General features: G+C 67.8%; 11 protein-coding genes. 7 read left to right on the top strand and 4 right to left on the bottom strand.

Going from position 1 to position 15,617, the window contains the following annotated elements; translation table 11 throughout:
- The gene (locus AC1DKR_RS10195; protein ID WP_478032656.1) at positions 1-921 is read left to right on the top strand and encodes a phosphoglycerate mutase; all 921 of its coding nucleotides are present in this window, start codon (positions 1-3) and stop codon (positions 919-921) included.
- Between the two features lie 36 nt (positions 922-957).
- Here AC1DKR_RS10195 and AC1DKR_RS10190 read toward each other — a convergent pair whose 3' ends face one another.
- Both AC1DKR_RS10190 and AC1DKR_RS10185 read right to left on the bottom strand, forming a co-directional pair.
- Positions 958-2,007, bottom strand: coding sequence for a DUF1176 domain-containing protein (locus AC1DKR_RS10190; protein WP_478032654.1), 1,050 nt, complete (start codon positions 2,005-2,007; stop codon positions 958-960).
- 16 nt (positions 2,008-2,023) lie between these two features.
- The gene (locus tag AC1DKR_RS10185) at positions 2,024-3,067 is read right to left on the bottom strand and encodes a DUF1176 domain-containing protein (protein WP_478032651.1); all 1,044 of its coding nucleotides are present in this window, start codon (positions 3,065-3,067) and stop codon (positions 2,024-2,026) included.
- A 122-nt stretch (positions 3,068-3,189) separates the two neighbouring features.
- Between AC1DKR_RS10185 and recJ the strand changes: the two genes are divergently transcribed.
- A complete protein-coding gene (gene recJ / locus AC1DKR_RS10180; protein WP_312787196.1) occupies positions 3,190-4,947 on the top strand; it encodes a single-stranded-DNA-specific exonuclease RecJ in 1,758 nt (585 codons plus the stop codon).
- A 40-nt stretch (positions 4,948-4,987) separates the two neighbouring features.
- Here recJ and AC1DKR_RS10175 read toward each other — a convergent pair whose 3' ends face one another.
- Positions 4,988-6,037, bottom strand: a complete 1,050-nt coding sequence (locus AC1DKR_RS10175; RefSeq protein ID WP_478032649.1) for a DUF1176 domain-containing protein — start codon at positions 6,035-6,037, stop codon at positions 4,988-4,990.
- Positions 6,038-6,170: 133 nt separating this feature from the next.
- On the opposite strand from AC1DKR_RS10175, the gene AC1DKR_RS10170 reads away from it, so the two are divergent.
- A complete protein-coding gene (locus AC1DKR_RS10170) occupies positions 6,171-9,080 on the top strand; it encodes a VIT domain-containing protein (RefSeq protein WP_478032648.1) in 2,910 nt (969 codons plus the stop codon).
- A gap of 76 nt (positions 9,081-9,156) precedes the next feature.
- Here the strand turns inward: AC1DKR_RS10170 and AC1DKR_RS10165 are convergent, their stop codons facing one another.
- Positions 9,157-10,365, bottom strand: coding sequence for an acyltransferase family protein (locus tag AC1DKR_RS10165; RefSeq protein ID WP_478032645.1), 1,209 nt, complete (start codon positions 10,363-10,365; stop codon positions 9,157-9,159).
- A gap of 197 nt (positions 10,366-10,562) precedes the next feature.
- On the opposite strand from AC1DKR_RS10165, the gene AC1DKR_RS10160 reads away from it, so the two are divergent.
- From AC1DKR_RS10160 to AC1DKR_RS10145, 4 genes are all read left to right on the top strand, one after another.
- Entirely contained in the window at positions 10,563-11,405 is an 843-nt protein-coding gene (locus AC1DKR_RS10160) for a LytTR family DNA-binding domain-containing protein (RefSeq protein WP_478033240.1), read from the top strand.
- A 90-nt stretch (positions 11,406-11,495) separates the two neighbouring features.
- Positions 11,496-12,621, top strand: a protein-coding gene (gene prfB, locus AC1DKR_RS10155; protein ID WP_099818762.1) for a peptide chain release factor 2 whose coding sequence is annotated in 2 segments (ribosomal slippage) — positions 11,496-11,570 and positions 11,572-12,621 — 1,125 coding nt in all. Because the reading frame shifts where the segments join, the coding sequence is not laid out codon by codon here.
- Between the two features lie 99 nt (positions 12,622-12,720).
- Positions 12,721-13,503, top strand: a complete 783-nt coding sequence (locus AC1DKR_RS10150; protein ID WP_025874707.1) for a helix-turn-helix transcriptional regulator — start codon at positions 12,721-12,723, stop codon at positions 13,501-13,503.
- Between the two features lie 689 nt (positions 13,504-14,192).
- The gene (locus AC1DKR_RS10145; protein WP_478032643.1) at positions 14,193-15,584 is read left to right on the top strand and encodes an NAD-dependent succinate-semialdehyde dehydrogenase; all 1,392 of its coding nucleotides are present in this window, start codon (positions 14,193-14,195) and stop codon (positions 15,582-15,584) included.
- Positions 15,585-15,617 lie beyond the last annotated feature (33 nt).

Below are 15,617 nucleotides of genomic sequence, written 5' to 3'. Positions count from 1 at the left end.
GTGGCGACGGCGACCCTGCTGTTGCCGGCACGCAGCCGCTTTGCGGTGGCTGCACTGCCGGATGATGTGGCGCGCGCCCTGGGCCGCGCCACCACCTCGCAGGGCGATGCCGGCGAACGCGCGCAGCTGCTGCGCCACTTCACGGTGGCCGCGCCGCACTGGCCGGTAGCCGCGTTGACCCGCCAGCGTGACGTCGGCGATGCCGCCGGCGCCTGCTGGCTGCGTGCCGATCCGGCCTGCATGGTGCCGGACATGCATGGCGCGCGGATGATGGGCCACGGCGAAACGCTGCGGCCCAGCCTGGCCGATACGCTGGCGTTGCTGCCCGTGCTGCAGCCGCTGTTTGCGGATGCAGGCTTCGTGCTGGATGCACCCGATCCGTCACGCTGGTACCTGCGCCTGCCCATCGGTACTGAACTGCCGGAGTTCGACAGCCCCGACGAGGTGTTGGGTGATGACCTGCTCTCGCACCTGCCGCCGGGCGAGGCGGGCCGTCGCTGGCGCGCACTGATGACCGAAGCACAGGTGCTGCTGCACACCCACTCGTGGAACCAGCAGCGCGCCGCGCAGGGCCAGCAGCCGATCAATTCGCTGTGGTTCTGGGGTGGTGGCGTGATGCCGGTATCGGTGGCTACGCCGCACGCGCAGGTGCGCAGCCGCGATGCGCTGCTGCAGGGCCTGGCCCAGGCCGCAGGTGTCGCGGTGGATGGCGAGCAGTCGGTCGATGCACTGGTCGACCTGCGTCAGCTGCGCTCGCTGCAGCAACTGGGCAACGATGCAATCCGGCCGCTGCTGGCCGCGCTCAAACGTGGCGAACTGCAACGGCTGGTGCTGGATTTCGAGGACGGCCTGCAGTTCCAGCTGGATCGCGGCCAGCGCTGGCAGTTCTGGAAGAAGCCACGGCAGCTTCACGACGCCTGACGGGGTGGTAGCGCCAGGCCATGCCCGGCGGATGCCCTAGCGCAATTCCGTAACGTAGGTCGGCAGTTGCCAGTGGCGCTGACCGGCGCCCAGGCAATGGCGACCGACGAAGGTTGCCGCCAGCGCCAGGCGGGCTCCATCCCAGGCCCAATGCCGGTCTATCCCGCAGCGGTCCGTAGCGCTTGCAAAGCCTTCTTCAAAGAACACGGCATGCGGGTAGAGCGGGAACAGCGTGGATGCGGTGATCAGCACGGGCGCAAAGGGCGTTCGGTCGCGGATCACCCAGCTGCCGGCTGGCCGGATGTAGCGGCCGGTCGTGCAGTTCAACATCGCCAGCACATGCGTTGCATCGATCCGCTCGATGCGCAGGTGGCGGGAAGAGGCTGCAGCGCAACCCGCGCCGGCCTCGGCGCGCGGTAGCAGCGCTTGCAGTAGATCGGCACGTTCGGCCAGCGCGGCATCCTCGTCGTGGGCTTCAACCAGCAGCGGTGGCGGCACCAGGCGAGGTGCCACCCGTGCGGCCGGCACCTGCGATTCCGGCCGCAAACCCTTGCCCACCAACGCCCCTGGGGTGTGCAAGCGGCCCTGTGCCTCGTCCATCTTCAGCAGCAGTGCGGCATTACCGCTCTCTGCCAATGGCCATGCCTGGCCCGCCGTGTCGGTCATCCTGACCGGCCGCCCGCGCACCAGTGCATCCAGCAGCGCCTGCGCATGTGGTGGTGCCAGAGCCAGGCCGGCCTCAAGCGCATCCACCGGCCCGATATCACCCAGGTCCGCGCCATCCACATGCAGCCGCAGCCGGCCCTCTGGATGCACCCGCGGGCTGCGGGGCGCGCCGTCACTGCCATCAGCCAGCGACAATCGCGCCGTCACGGGGGTGTCTGGTCCAGCGGCACGCTCAATGAGCACGCCCAGCATCAACGCGGCCGGTGGGCCGAACGCCACCATCCGGCAGGTGCCTGTGTTATCGCATGCCAGGTGTCCGTTCTGTTCAAGGAACGTGAACTGCGCGGGCGTGCCGGCGAAGCTGACAGGTGCCAGCGTCAGTGACGCCAGCGCCAGTAGAGGAAATCGAAGCGTAGTCATGTTCCAGGTTTCCGGGTCAGCGGACCGTGCTGACAAGCGTCGGCAGCGTCCAGTGCCCGCCCGCCACGCCACGACACAGACCGGTACTGAACGCACTGCTTGGCTGGAATCTGCGGCCATCCCAGGCCCAGTCCCAGCCGGAAACGCAGTCGCCGATGCCGCGGCCCTTGTAGCGCGCGTACAACGTGCGATCGGAGCGCGAGAAGCCTTCTGCCTCCAGCGTGACCGTCTCAGGTGCGAACGGCGGCTGATCGCGCGCGATCCAGAAGCCATTGCTGTAGTTGTACGCGCCCATCTGGCACAACGCCTGCACCAGCACATGGTGGTCGTCCAACCGCTCGATCACCATTTCCGGTGTTCCCTTGTACTCGATCAGGCGCGGACAGTCTTCGTTGTCGCCGAGCGTGGCAATCAGCGCGTCGCGCAGCGCTTCGCTGCTGCCCAGCCCGCTATCGCCGGGGCGGCCGGCCGCCAGCACACCGCGCACGATCACCGGCTTGGCCACTGCGGCGGGCACGCTCGCTTCGGCACGCGTGCCGCGGCGTACCAGCGCACCGGGCGTGCCCACGCGCCCTTGGACCTCGTCCATTTTCAGCAGCACCGCGGCGGCACCACGATCGGAAATCGGCCAGCGCGTGCCCCTGCTGTCGATCACCTCGATACGGGCCTGGCCGGGCAGGGCGGCCAGCAGGCGTTCTACCTGCGCCGGCCGCAGCATCACTGCCTCGTCGGCCCCGGTGTCCTGCACTGGGCCCAGATCACGACCGTTCACGTGCAGGCGCATTGAACCTTCAGGCACTGCACTTTCGCCATCCTCGCCGACCCGCAGCCGCGCCTTCACTGCCGTGCCGGGGCCGCCGGCACGTTCCAGCATCAGGCCCAGCAGGCTGTCCGCCTTTTCAGGGCCGTAGCCGGCTGCACGGCAGGTGCCGGTGTTGTCGCAGGCCAGGAACCAGTCGTGGTGTACGAACTCGATACCGGGGGTTGGCGGCGTGTTTGCGGCCTGGGAAGCAAGTGGCAGCAGGAGGCTGGCAAGCAGTACGGACAGCAGGCGGTACATGGCGAATTCCGTTTCAGAAGCGAACAAGCATGGGCGATCGCCACGCCTGCGCCAAGCCCGCGGAGAGCCTGACAAGCCGAGCGGGGTATCATGCGCGGGTCTTCCGCAACCCGGCGATGCCGATGTCCCTTGCCGCCGATGCTGTGCTGCCGTCTTCCGATACGCCGATGATCCGCCGTCGCGATGCGGTCGTGCCCGGTAGCTGGCCGGAGGGGACGCTGCCGCTGCTGGCCCGACTGTACGCCGCACGCGGTGCGCAGACGCCGGAGCTGGCCCTGCCCAAGCTCGGCAACCTGCATGCGCCGGAACTGCTGACCGGCATCGACGCGGCGGTGGACCTGCTGGTTCAGGCCATCGCCGCCGACAAACGCATCCTGGTAGTCGGTGATTTCGACTGCGACGGCGCCACCGCCTGCGCGGTCGGTGTGCGTGGGCTGCGCATGCTGGGCGCGCAACATGTCTTCCACGCAGTGCCCAACCGCATGGTGCACGGCTATGGTCTGTCGCCGTCACTGGTGGACGAGCTGGCTGCGCTGCAGCCGGATCTGCTGGTCACCGTCGACCACGGCATTGCCTGCCATGCCGGCGTGACCGCGGCCAAGGCGCGTGGCTGGCAGGTGCTGGTGACCGATCACCATCTGCCCGGTCCACAGCTGCCACCGGCCGATGTCATCGTCGACCCCAACCTCGACGGCGACGCCTTCCCCAGCAAGGCGCTGGCCGGTGTCGGCGTGATCTTCTACGTGCTGATGGCGCTGCGCCGGCAGATGCGCGAAGCGGGCGTATTTGCCGATGGCAAAGGGCCGGACCTGACCACGCTGCTGGATCTGGTGGCGGTGGGTACCGTGGCCGATCTGGTGGCGTTGGATGCCAACAATCGCGCCTTGGTCAGCGCGGGATTGCGCCGGCTGCGCAATGGCCAGGGCTGCGTCGGACTGAAGGCGCTGATCGAGGCCAGCGGCCGCGATGCCGCACGCCTGACCGCCACCGACATCGGCTTCGGGCTCGGCCCGCGCTTGAACGCGGCCGGTCGGTTGGAAGACATGGCATTGGGCATTGCCCTGCTGCTCACCGAAGATCCGCGGCAGGCTCGCGACATCGCGCAGACGCTGGAACAGATCAACGCTGAGCGGCGTGCGGTTCAGCAGTCGATGACCGATGACGCCGAACACGCGCTGTCACGGGTGGTGCTCGATACCGCAGGGCAGCGTCCGGTGGCGGCCTGCCTGTTCGATGCTGATTGGCACCCCGGCGTGGTTGGCCTGGTTGCTTCAAAGATGAAGGATCGCCTGCATCGGCCGGTGATTGCGTTCGCGCCGGCCGAGCCGGGCGCCGACACCCTGCGCGGTTCAGCGCGTTCGATTGCGGGCCTGCATATCCGTGATGCGCTGGCGCTGGTCGATGCACGCCATCCCGGCTTGATCGAGCGCTTCGGCGGTCATGCGATGGCCGCCGGGTTGAGCATGCGTCTGGATCATCTGGCTGCCTTCGAAGCCGCGTTCGTCGCCACCGTGCTGGAGATGCTCGACCCGGCTGCACTGCAGCAGCAGGTGCTCAGCGACGGCGAACTGGCCGCGGACGAACTCGATCATCGCCATGCCGATGCACTGCGCCTGGCCGGGCCATGGGGGCAGGGGTTCCCCGAGCCGCTGTTCGACGGCCATTTCGAGGTGGCCAACTGGCGCGTGCTGAAGGAACGGCATCTGAAGCTGGAACTGCGCCTGCCCGGCGTACCGGGCACGATCAATGCGATCCACTTCGGTGGCTGGCACGGCAATGCGCCGGGCAAGCATGTTCATTTGGCCTATCGCCTGGCTTGCGACGACTACCGGGGTGGCGCAGCGATCCAGCTGATCGTCGAGCACTGCCTGCCGGCGTAGTCCATGCCGGGCATGGCCCGGCGCTACCGCTTCGGAAGGGTCAGCGTACGTCGGTCACCCGCGTCGGCAGTTCCCAGGTTCCCCCGGGAACGCCGCGGCACAGGCCGCCACTGATCGCCGAGGTCGCGACGAAGCGGGTGCCATCCCAGGTCCACGTTTCATCCGACACGCAGTCGGCCAGACCGCGGCCCTTGTGCGAGGCGACGATCTGCCCGTCGCCGTAGTCGATCGCGTCGCTGGTCACCCATTGCGGCTGGTAGGGCGCTTTCTCACCGATGACCCAGTAACCATCACCGGTGTTGTAGGCCGCGCGCCAGCAGGGGACGTTGACCAGCAGATGCTTGGCGTCCAGGCGCTGGATCTGCAGTGGTGAATTGCTGATCGGAAGATCCGGGTCGGTGTCGAGCAGACCATCGCAGCTGGGTTCTTCCAGAGTGGCGCGCAGCGCCGCACGCAGCGCCGGCGAGGCGGCCAGCTTGGAAAACGTCGGGTCGTCCGGTGGCGTCGACAGCGTCGGTGCCTTGCGCACCACGGGTTTGGCAACGGCGGCAGGCACGCTGCTTTCGGCGGCGGCTCCCTTGCGCATCACCGCGCCCGGCGTGCCCACGCGGCCCTGGAACTCATCGGTCTTCAACAGCACAGCCGCTGCGCCCTTGTCCGACAGCGGCCACGCGCGGCCGGCGCCATCGACAACCGCGATGCCACCATCGCGCACCAGCGCGGACAGCACTGCGCTGGTCTGTGCCGCGCTGAGCACATGGATACCCGGCTCCGTGGCCGGCGCCAGCACACCGAGGTCACGCTGCTGGATGCGCAGGTGCAGCGCGCCCTTGGGCTGCGGCTGGTCATCGATCGGCTGCAACGACATCCGACCGCTGATGGCCTGATTGGGGCCGCCCGCCCGGGTCAGCAGCACGCTCAGGGTGCTGTCATCGCCACTGGCGTAGCCGGCCGCGCGGCACGTGCGCGTGTTGTCGCAGGCCACGACCCAGTCGTGATGCTGGAAATAGAGGCCTGCAGGCGCATCGACGGCGCTGGCGGCCAACGGCCAGCACAGGGCCAGCAGGGTGGGAAGCAGGGGGGAACGCATGGGCATCCTTGCACGGGATCGGGAAGTCGCACATGGTGCGCCCAGGGGCAGCGAAGAACCAGCATCGAATCACGTTAACCCCGTCCACCCGGTTGGTGCGTTCAAGCAATCACGATCCCACTGGAGTCCTGTCATGGTCTTCGCCCGTTGCTGCACCGTACTGCTGTTGGCCCTGGCAAGCTGGCCGGCACTGCCCCAGGCGTCGCGGCGTCCGGCGCCGCCGATGACGTCCACGCCGCTACTGATCGCGCCCGCCGCCGAACAGCCCGTGCAGCTGCGACATGCCCGCATCGAAGGCGAGGTCCAGGCCGGTATCGCCCAGACCCGTATCACCCTGGAGTTCCACAACCCCAACCAGCGCGTGCTGGAAGGCGAGCTGCAGTTCCCGCTGGCCGAGGGCCAGCAGATCACCGGTTTCGCCCTGGACATCAACGGCGAGTTGCGCGAGGCAGTACCGGTGCCCAAGGACCGCGGTCGTCAGGTGTTCGAGGAGATCGCCCGTCGTGGCGTCGATCCGGGCCTGCTGGAGCAGACCGCCGGCAACCAGTTCCGGCTGCGCGTGTATCCGCTGCCGGCCGGCGGCAGCCGCCGCGTGCAGCTGGTCGTACGCGAGCCGCTGGCATATGCCGGGCAGGGCTGGCGTTGGACACTGCCGCTGCAGTTCGGCGCCGGCGCCGCAGCCGTCGAACTGGATGTGCGGGCACCGAAGGGGGCAGAGGCAGGAAGCGCGCCGTTCCGCATCGCCGATGGCCGCCTGCACTGGCAAGGACGTGGCGCGCAGTTGCCGGCCCAGGTGCAATGGACGCTGCCGGCCGAGCGCAAGGCACAGGTGCAGGTTGCGCGCTGGCAGGACGGTCACTACCTGTTGGCGCAGCTGCCGGTGCCGACGTCGACCACGCCGCGCCGTGTGCCATCGGAGGTGGGGCTGCTTTGGGACGGCTCGGGTTCCGCAGGCCAGCGCGACCGCACCCGCGAGCTCGCGCTGCTGGATCGCTACTTCGCTGCGATGGGCGAGGGCAACGTCGCGCTGACCGTGCTGCGTGATCGCGCCGAGCCTGTGCGTCGTTTCCGTATCCGCAGCGGTGACTGGAGTGAACTGCGGCGTGCGTTGATGGCGGTGCAGCCGGATGGCGCCAGTGCGTTGGCGCAGTGGCAGCCGCAGCCGGGGGTCAAGGAGTACCTGATGGTCAGCGACGGCCTGCTGACCTATGGGCCGGAAGCACTGCCGGTGTTGGCCGCCGATCAGCGCCTGTTTGCGGTCAGCAGTGCCGGCGCACGCACCAATGCCACCCGCCTGCGCGGTTGGAGCGAGGCGCATGCTGGCAGTTTCGTGGCGCTCGGCAGCGATATCGATGCCGCTGCACGGGAGCTGCTGTCGGTACCGCTGGATGTCCAGATCGATGCCGGCCGTGGCGTGCAGGACGTGGTGGTCGACCGCCGCAGTCAGGCCCAGGGCTGGCTGTGGTTGCATGCGCGGTTGGCGGCCGAAGGTGTGCCGATGCGGGTGCGCGTGGGCGGCAGCCAGTGGCAGGCACTCCCCGCGACGCAGAAGAACGAAGACGGTGATCTGCTGGCCGGCCTGTGGGCACAGGCACGCCTGCAGCAGTTGTCGACCGATCGGCGCGGCAATCGCGAGGCGATGCAGCGCCTGTCGCAGCAGTTCAGCCTGGTGGGACCGGACACTTCACTGATCGTGCTGGAAACGCTGGATGACTACCTGCGCTACGCGATCCGTCCGTCGGGCAAGCTGCGCGCCGAGTACGACCAGCGCTTCGCTCGTCAGGTGGCAGACCGCGATGCTGCCGACCGCCAGCGCCTCGACAAGGTGGTGACGCAGTGGCAGCAGCGCCAGCAGTGGTGGAATCGCAGTTGGCCGAAGGGCATGCGCGTGCAGGCGAAGGCGCTGGAAGTGGTCGGTCAGGACGCGTACGCGGCTGCCCCGGTGGCGATGGTCGCCGCGCCTCCTCCCGCGCCAGCGCCGATGGCCGTTGCCGCCGAGCAGCGGGCGGAGTCCAGCAGCGCGCGCGCCCGTCGATCGCCGCCGCGGCAGGCACCTGCGGGCCTGGAGGCCGCGATGGATGCCGTTGCCATCGAACCCACGGCGTCCAATGCACCGGCAGCCGCCAATGACGGTCAGCTGGGAATCCGGTTGGCCGCTTGGCAATCGGATTCGCCGGTCGCCGGCCGCCTGCGCCAGGGGCCGTCGTCGCAGCTGTACGACCGCTATCTGGCCGAGCGCGCTGCGAACGCCAACAGCAGCGCGTTCTTCCTCGACGTGGCCGATCTGTTGATCGAACAGGGGCAGCGCGATCTTGCCCTGCGCGTGCTGTCCAACCTGGCCGAGATGGAGCTGGACAACCGACATCTGCTGCGCGTTCTCGGCTATCGCCTGCTGCAGGCCGATGCACCCGCACTGGCGGTGCCGGTGTTCGAGCAGGTGCTGGCGATGGGGCAGGAGGAACCGCAGAGCTTCCGTGATCTGGGCCTGGCGCTGGCCGCCGCCGGCAAGCCGCAGCAGGCGTTGGCGCCGCTGTACCAGGTTGTCGTGCGGCCGTGGGATGGTCGTTTCGACGGCATCGCGCTGATCGCCCTTGATGAACTGACCAATCTGGCGGCCGGCAACAAGCCGCGCCTGGATACCACCGGCATCGACCCGCGCCTGCTGCAGGCGATGCCACTGGACCTGCGCGTGGTGCTGGCCTGGGATGCCGACAACAGCGACATGGACCTGTGGGTGACCGACCCGAACGGTGAGCGCGCGTACTACGGCAACCGCCTGACCTATCAGGGTGGGCAGATGTCGCAGGACTTCACCGGTGGCTATGGCCCGGAACAGTTCTCGCTGCGCAACGCAAAGCCCGGCAAGTACAAGGTGGAGGCGAACTACTTCGGCAGCCGCCAGCAGCTGGTAACCGGTGCGACGACGCTGATGCTGCGCCTGACCACCCATTGGGGCACGCCGAAGCAGAAGGACCAGATGGTCACGATGCGGCTGAAGGATCGTGCCGAGACGGTGCTGGTCGGCGAATTCGAGGTGAAGTAGAGCCACGCCATGCGTGGCTGTCGCAGCCCTCGCCTTGTGGAGCCGAGCGTACGCTCGGTTCCACGGGGCGCAGGCCTTATTGTGCCGGCACGACGCGCACTGCAGGCGACGATAGCGGTGCGGCACGCAACCCGAACAGCGGCCGCAGCCAGCGCACGCGGCGCACCAGCAGTTCGTGGATCAGCAGGCAGCCGGCGATCGTGCCGATGATCACCAGCGCCGGCTCCAGCCACGCGCCCAGCTGCAAGGGCCGCAACCAGTACAGCAGCACGATCAGCACGGTCTGGTGCAGGATGTACCAGCTGAACACCGCCTCGCGGCAGTAGCGCAGGCCGCGCCATGGCCGCGCCAGCAGGACCTGCGCCCATCCGAAGAGGGCCAGCAGGGAACACCAGGTGTACAACGCTCGGCCAACGCGCTCGGTCTGTGCCCACGGCAGCGCCAGCACCCATTGCGGCAGATCGCCGAGGTCGGGCATCCGCCCCAACGCGCGGATGCCCAGTTCGACAGTCAGCCCGATAACGGCCAGCGCCAGGGTCAACCGACGGCCGCGCACCAGCAGATCCCAGCCGCGCTGCCAGCGCGCGGCGAGGAAGCCGCCGAGGAACAGGGGCAGCGACTCGGCGTGGACGTACAGGTCATCGACCAGCGCGTGGGTTGGCGGGTGGGCGGGCAGGATCACCAGCAGCGCCCACGCCAGCCACAGCACCGGCAGCAGCAGGCCCAGCATGGCCACCCAACGATCGCCCGCAGGCAGGCCCGGCAGCTGGTGACGCAGCGGCCGCGCTACGCGGGCCAACAGGATCGCCAGCAGCGTGTAAGGGATCAGATAGGCCAGGTACCACAGGTGGTTCCAGGTGAATCCATAGGCGGCACCGGTGAAGCTGGCGCCCGGCCACGGCCGGAATTGCCAGTAGCGCCACAGGAATGCGCCGAGCCCTGGCGTGACGTCGCCCTTGTCCACCGCTTCACAGTAGGCCTGCAGCGAAACGACCGCGACGATGCCGAACAACAGCGGCAACAACAGCCGCCCGCCGCGCCGCAACGCGAACCGCCAACGGCCCTGCGGGGGCAGGCACAGGCCCAGTGCAATGCCGGAGATGGCAAACAGCAGCGGCATGCGCCAACGATTCAGCGCGATCATCGGCCATTGCAGCCACTCCGCGGTGTGGATGCTCTTGAGGTGGAAGTCCCATCCGGCCACGTAGGCCATGGCCACGTGGTAGAGGATCAACAGCCCGAAGGCACCGATACGCAGGGTGTCGAGGTCGTGGCGGCGGGTCATGGCGGTATCCGTGTTGGCGTCCTCGCAGAGTGGAAGTCCTTGTGGGCTGTCGCCAGCAGCAAGGGGCGGTTGGATGCCCTGCAGGGCCCAATGGCGGGGCGGAGGGACGAATGGCGTGCGTCAACGGGGCTGTGGTTGGCGATAATCCAGTGATGGATGAGTACAACCAGCAAGACCCGAACGTGCGTGGCGAATCGATGGGCAACGGCAGGCAAGGGCGGCAGGCAGCCGTGTTCTGGGTCGTACTGTTCCTGGGGACGGCGGCGGCCAATGTGCTGGCCAAGGCCATGATGGCGGCGCGCGATGGACTGCCCTCCCAATGGATGGCGGCCACGATTGACGAGTTCAGCAGTGCGCTGGTGTCGCTGCTGCTGCTGGCGGTGCTGATCCGCGCTGCGTCGCGCTGGCCGCTTCACACCGATACCTGGCGACAGCGCTTGGTGCCGTATCTGCTGGGCGCGGTTGCGTGGTGGCTGCTGCATGTGAGTGCGATGGTCCTGCTGCGCAAGGCCGCCCACGCCGTGCTTGGCAGCCACTACACCTTTGGGGACTGGCCGGCGCAATGGTTCTACGAGTTCTTCAAGGACATCCAGACCTATGCGCTGCTGGTCTCGGCAGTCCATGCCCTGGCCTGGTTCGGCCGCCGCCGCCAGGGTGAAGCGACCCTGCTTGCCGCCCCCGATGAGGGCCCGCCGGTCGAACCGGTCGATCGCCCCGACCATTTCCTGGTGCGCAAGCTGGGCAAGGAGTTCCTGGTGGCCACGGCCGACGTCGAGTACGCCCAGGCCGCCGGCAACTACGTGAACCTGCGGGTGCGCGGCCATGACTACCCGCTGCGGATCACAATGGCGGTGCTGGAAGCGCGACTGGACCCGGTCCTGTTCCTGCGCAGCCACCGCAGCTGGCTGGTCAACCGCGGCCAGCTGCGCTCGATCGAGCCGCTGGATGGGGGCGAGGCCTTGCTGCACATGGCGGATGGGGCCCGGGTGCCGTGCAGCCGGCGGCAGCTGCCGCTGCTGCGGCAGGCCTTGGGCGGGTAGGGGCGTGGCAGGGCGGGACCGGCTTCTGCGCCGGTTCACCCCGGCCTGCGGTATCATTTGCAGTCATCTTTTGAATGCATGACCGCCGACATGATCGAACTGAATCCTGTCCGCCAGCGCATCGCCGATCTGACCGATCGCGTGTTGTCGCTCCGGGGGTATCTTTGACTACGACGCCAAGAAAGAGCGTCTTGAGGAAGTAACGCGGGAACTGGAAAGCCCCGACGTCTGGAACAACGCCGAGTACGCCCAGAACCTGGGGCGCGAGCGCTCGACCCTGGAAAAGACCGTGGGCGGCATCGCCGCGGTGCTGGAAGGCCTGAGCGACGCCACCGAACTGCTGGAGCTGGCCGAGTCCGAACAGGACGAGGACACCGCGCTGGCCGTGGTGGCCGACCTGGACAAGCACCAGGCGCACGTGGAGAAGCTGGAGTTCCAGCGCATGTTCTCCGGGCAGATGGACACCGCCCCGGCGTTCGTCGACATCCAGGCCGGTGCCGGTGGTACCGAAGCCCAGGACTGGGCCGAGATCCTGCTGCGCATGTACCTGCGCTGGTGTGAATCGCGTGGCTGGAAGACCGAGCTGATGGAAGTGTCCGGTGGCGACGTCGCGGGCATCAAGTCGGCCACGCTCCGCGTGGAAGGCGACTACGCCTACGGCTGGCTGAAGACCGAGACCGGCGTGCACCGCCTGGTGCGCAAGTCGCCGTTCGACTCGGACAACCGCCGCCATACCAGCTTCACCTCGGTGTTCGTGTCGCCGGAAGTGGACAACAACATCGAAATCGACATCAACCCGGCCGATCTGCGTACCGACGTGTACCGCTCGTCCGGTGCCGGTGGTCAGCACGTCAACAAGACCGAGTCGGCGGTGCGTATCACCCACATCCCGACCAACACGGTCGTGGCCTGCCAGACCGGCCGCAGTCAGCACCAGAACCGCGACAACGCGATGAAAATGCTGGCCGCCAAGCTCTACGAGCTGGAGATCCAGAAGCGCAACGCCGAGCGTGATGCGGTGGAAGCCACCAAGTCCGATATCGGCTGGGGCAGCCAGATCCGCAACTACGTGCTCGACCAGAGCCGTATCAAGGACCTGCGCACCGGCATCGAGCGTTCGGATACGCAGAAGGTGCTCGACGGTGACCTGGACGAGTTCGTCGAGGCCAGCCTGAAGGCCGGCCTGGCGGTCGGCTCCAAGCGCATCGATGCCTGATGCGTGCCCGGCGACAGCGGTACCGTCCGCTGCCCGGGCCCTGCGTTGCGGGACGTCTTCGGCGTCCCGCACCGCCGTTGAAACCTGCAGGGCAGGGCGATGATGCGCAGTGAAGCCGAACGCAAGGAACTGGGAGGCTTTCTCAAGGCCTGCCGTGCGCGGGTCGACCCAGCAACGCTGGGGCTGCCAGCCGGCCGCCGCCGCACGCCGGGCCTGAAGCGCGAGGAAGTTGCGCTTGCGATCGGGGTCAGCGTCAGCTGGTACACCTGGATCGAGCAGGGCCGCGAAGTGCGCGCCTCGCCCGAAGTGCTGGAGCGCCTGGCGCAGGTGCTGCGGTTGAGCGACGACGAGCGCGCGTACGCGTTCGCGCTGTCTGGCTATGGCGTGCCGCTGGAATCGCCCGATGAGACGGTGACTGACGGCCTGCGCCAGCTGGTGGAGGCGATGCAGCCGATCCCGGCCTACGTGCGCAATACCCGATTCGACATCCTGGCCTGGAATCCTGCCATCGCCGATCTGTTTGTTGATTACGGTCAGCTGGCGCCGCACGAACGCAACACGCTGCGGCTGATGTTCCTGTATCCGCCGTACCGCACGTTGATCCTCAACTGGGAAGAAATGACCCGCGGGCTGCTGGCCAGCTTCCGCGCTGCGATGGCGCAGGCACCGGACAAGGCGCCGTTCCTGGCGCTGGCCGAGGACATCGGCGCGCACAGCGAGCAGTTCCGCCAGTGGTGGCCGGAGCACGATGTGCGTCGTTTCGACGAAGGTGCGAAGAAGCTGAACCATCCCACGCGCGGTCTGCTGGACCTGCAGTACGTGGCGCTGGTGCCGGAGAGCCGGCATGACCTGTCACTGGTGACCTACCTGCCGCGCAGGTAAGGGGTTGTTTGGCAGGGCTTGCAGCCCTGCACCTGCGGTAGTGCCGGCCGCTGGCCGGCAACCTCGGTAGCAACAGCAACAGCAGGCTTTCCGTGAGTTGGCGGGGCGGTGTCGGATTGCGGGGGCGCCGTGAACCCATCCCTGGGGGCTTGGCAGCCGCATCCATGCGGCTGACACCCCGCAATCCGACACCGCCCCACCTCTGTCAGATTCCGATGGCTGTCGGTAGGTGTCGACCTTGGTCGACACGGTAGATCCACGCTATGCGTGGATGAAATCTGTCAGATATCGAAATACATCTGGGGTCAGATCCGTTTCCTTCGGAAAGCGGATCTGACCCCAAGAGCCGTTCCAACAGACCGCGGGAATCTGTCGAAGGCGGGGTGGGTCCGGTTGCGGGGGCGTGAGCCGCATGGATGCGGCGACCGAGCTTACATGGACGTACTTGCAGCGTCCTCCGCCACCGGACCCACCCCGCCATCTCACGGAATGCCGCTGTTGCTGTTGCTTCTGCCGTTGCTGTTGCCTCTGCGGGTGCAGGGCGCAGCCCTGCCGGGAAACCAACCCCATTCAGGCAGGTAAGTACAGGTCACAGGATACGCAGACGCCTTGTTGCTGCCATCGATCGGGTCCACATTCGTTGTCAGGAAACGGGCAGCCGCCCGTTGTCGAGACAACAGGAGACCTGCATGTCCGCTTCCCCCGCAGCCCCCGCTGCCATTTCCCGCAATCCGGCGACCGGCCAGCAGATCGCCAGCCACCCCTTCGCCACTGACGCCGAGCTGGAAGCGATCCTTGATCGTGGACAGGCCGGTTTTGCTGCCTGGAGCGCGCAGTCACTGGAACAACGCGCGAGCGTGCTGCGTGCGATGGCTGCTGTGCTGCGCCGTGACCGTGAACCGCTGGCCGCGATGGCCACTGCCGAAATGGGCAAGGTCCACGCCGAGTCGCTGGCCGAGATCGAGAAGTGCGCGGTGCTGTGTGACTGGTACGCCGACAACGGTGCGGCGTTCCTGCGCGATGAACCCACCCCGGTGGCCGACAACAAGGCCTATGTCTCCTACCTGCCGCTGGGCGTTGTGCTGGGCATCATGCCGTGGAATTTCCCGTACTGGCAGGTGATGCGCGCAGCCGTGCCGATCCTCATGGGCGGCAATGGCTTCCTGTTGAAGCCGGCCGAGAACATCGTCGGCACCGCCGGGCTGCTCGCCGCTGCGTGGCGCGATGCGGGTCTGCCGGACGGCACCTTCATCGCCGCCAACATCAGCCGCGAGGGCACCAGTGCCGCCATTGCCGATGACCGCATCGCGGCCGTGACCCTGACCGGCAGCGTCGCCGCGGGGCGCAGCATCGCCGCGCAGGCCGGGCAGGCGCTGAAGAAGGTGGTGCTGGAGCTGGGTGGCTCGGATCCGTTCATCGTGCTGGCCGATGCCGACCTGGAGGCCGCGGTCGATGCTGCGGTGGCCTCGCGTTTCCAGAACACCGGGCAGGTGTGCATTGCCGGCAAGCGCATCATCGTCGAAAACGCCGTGTATGAGCGTTTCGTGGCGCTGTTCTGCGAGCGCGTGCAGGCGCTGACCGTGGGCGATGGCCGCGAGGCCGGCAACCGGATCGGACCGATGGCCCGGCAGGACCTGCTGGAACAGCTTGATGCACAGGTGCGTGCTTCGGTCGAGGCCGGTGCGCAGTTGCTGGTGGGCGGCAAGCAGCTCGATCGCCCCGGCAGTTTCTATGCACCCACCGTGCTGGCTGGCGTCGAGCCGGGCATGCAGGCCTTCGACACCGAGACCTTCGGGCCGGTGGCGTCGATCAGCCGCGCGCGCGACGCCGACCATGCGGTTGAGCTGGCCAACCAGAGCGAGTTCGGCCTGAGCGGCAATCTGTGGACGGGCGACCACGCCCGCGCGATGCAGCTGGCGCGCCGGCTGCAGACCGGTGGCGTGTTCGTCAACGGTTTCTCGGCCTCCGATCCACGCGTGCCGATCGGCGGCGTGAAGAAGAGCGGCTTCGGCCGCGAGCTGTCGCACTTCGGCATCCGCGAATTCGTCAACGCGCAGACGGTGTGGTTCGACCGCCGTTGACGCGGGCCATCCACCGTTCCTGTCAGCATCCCT

It is taken from the genome of Stenotrophomonas sp. 01N47, assembly GCF_056399165.1.
This window is presented reverse-complemented; position numbering and strand designations above follow the sequence as displayed.

What these genes read in the sequence shown, in the direction of transcription:
- AC1DKR_RS10190 (WP_478032654.1), bottom strand. Translation starts at nt 2,007, where the DNA reads ATGACTACGCTTCGATTTCCTCTACTGGCGCTGGCGTCACTGACGCTG.
- AC1DKR_RS10185 (WP_478032651.1), bottom strand. Translation starts at nt 3,067, where the DNA reads ATGTACCGCCTGCTGTCCGTACTGCTTGCCAGCCTCCTGCTGCCACTT.
- recJ (WP_312787196.1), top strand. Translation starts at nt 3,190, where the DNA reads ATGTCCCTTGCCGCCGATGCTGTGCTGCCGTCTTCCGATACGCCGATG.
- AC1DKR_RS10175 (WP_478032649.1), bottom strand. Translation starts at nt 6,037, where the DNA reads ATGCGTTCCCCCCTGCTTCCCACCCTGCTGGCCCTGTGCTGGCCGTTG.
- AC1DKR_RS10170 (WP_478032648.1), top strand. Translation starts at nt 6,171, where the DNA reads ATGGTCTTCGCCCGTTGCTGCACCGTACTGCTGTTGGCCCTGGCAAGC.
- AC1DKR_RS10165 (WP_478032645.1), bottom strand. Translation starts at nt 10,365, where the DNA reads ATGACCCGCCGCCACGACCTCGACACCCTGCGTATCGGTGCCTTCGGG.
- AC1DKR_RS10160 (WP_478033240.1), top strand. Translation starts at nt 10,563, where the DNA reads ATGGGCAACGGCAGGCAAGGGCGGCAGGCAGCCGTGTTCTGGGTCGTA.
- AC1DKR_RS10150 (WP_025874707.1), top strand. Translation starts at nt 12,721, where the DNA reads ATGATGCGCAGTGAAGCCGAACGCAAGGAACTGGGAGGCTTTCTCAAG.
- AC1DKR_RS10145 (WP_478032643.1), top strand. Translation starts at nt 14,193, where the DNA reads ATGTCCGCTTCCCCCGCAGCCCCCGCTGCCATTTCCCGCAATCCGGCG.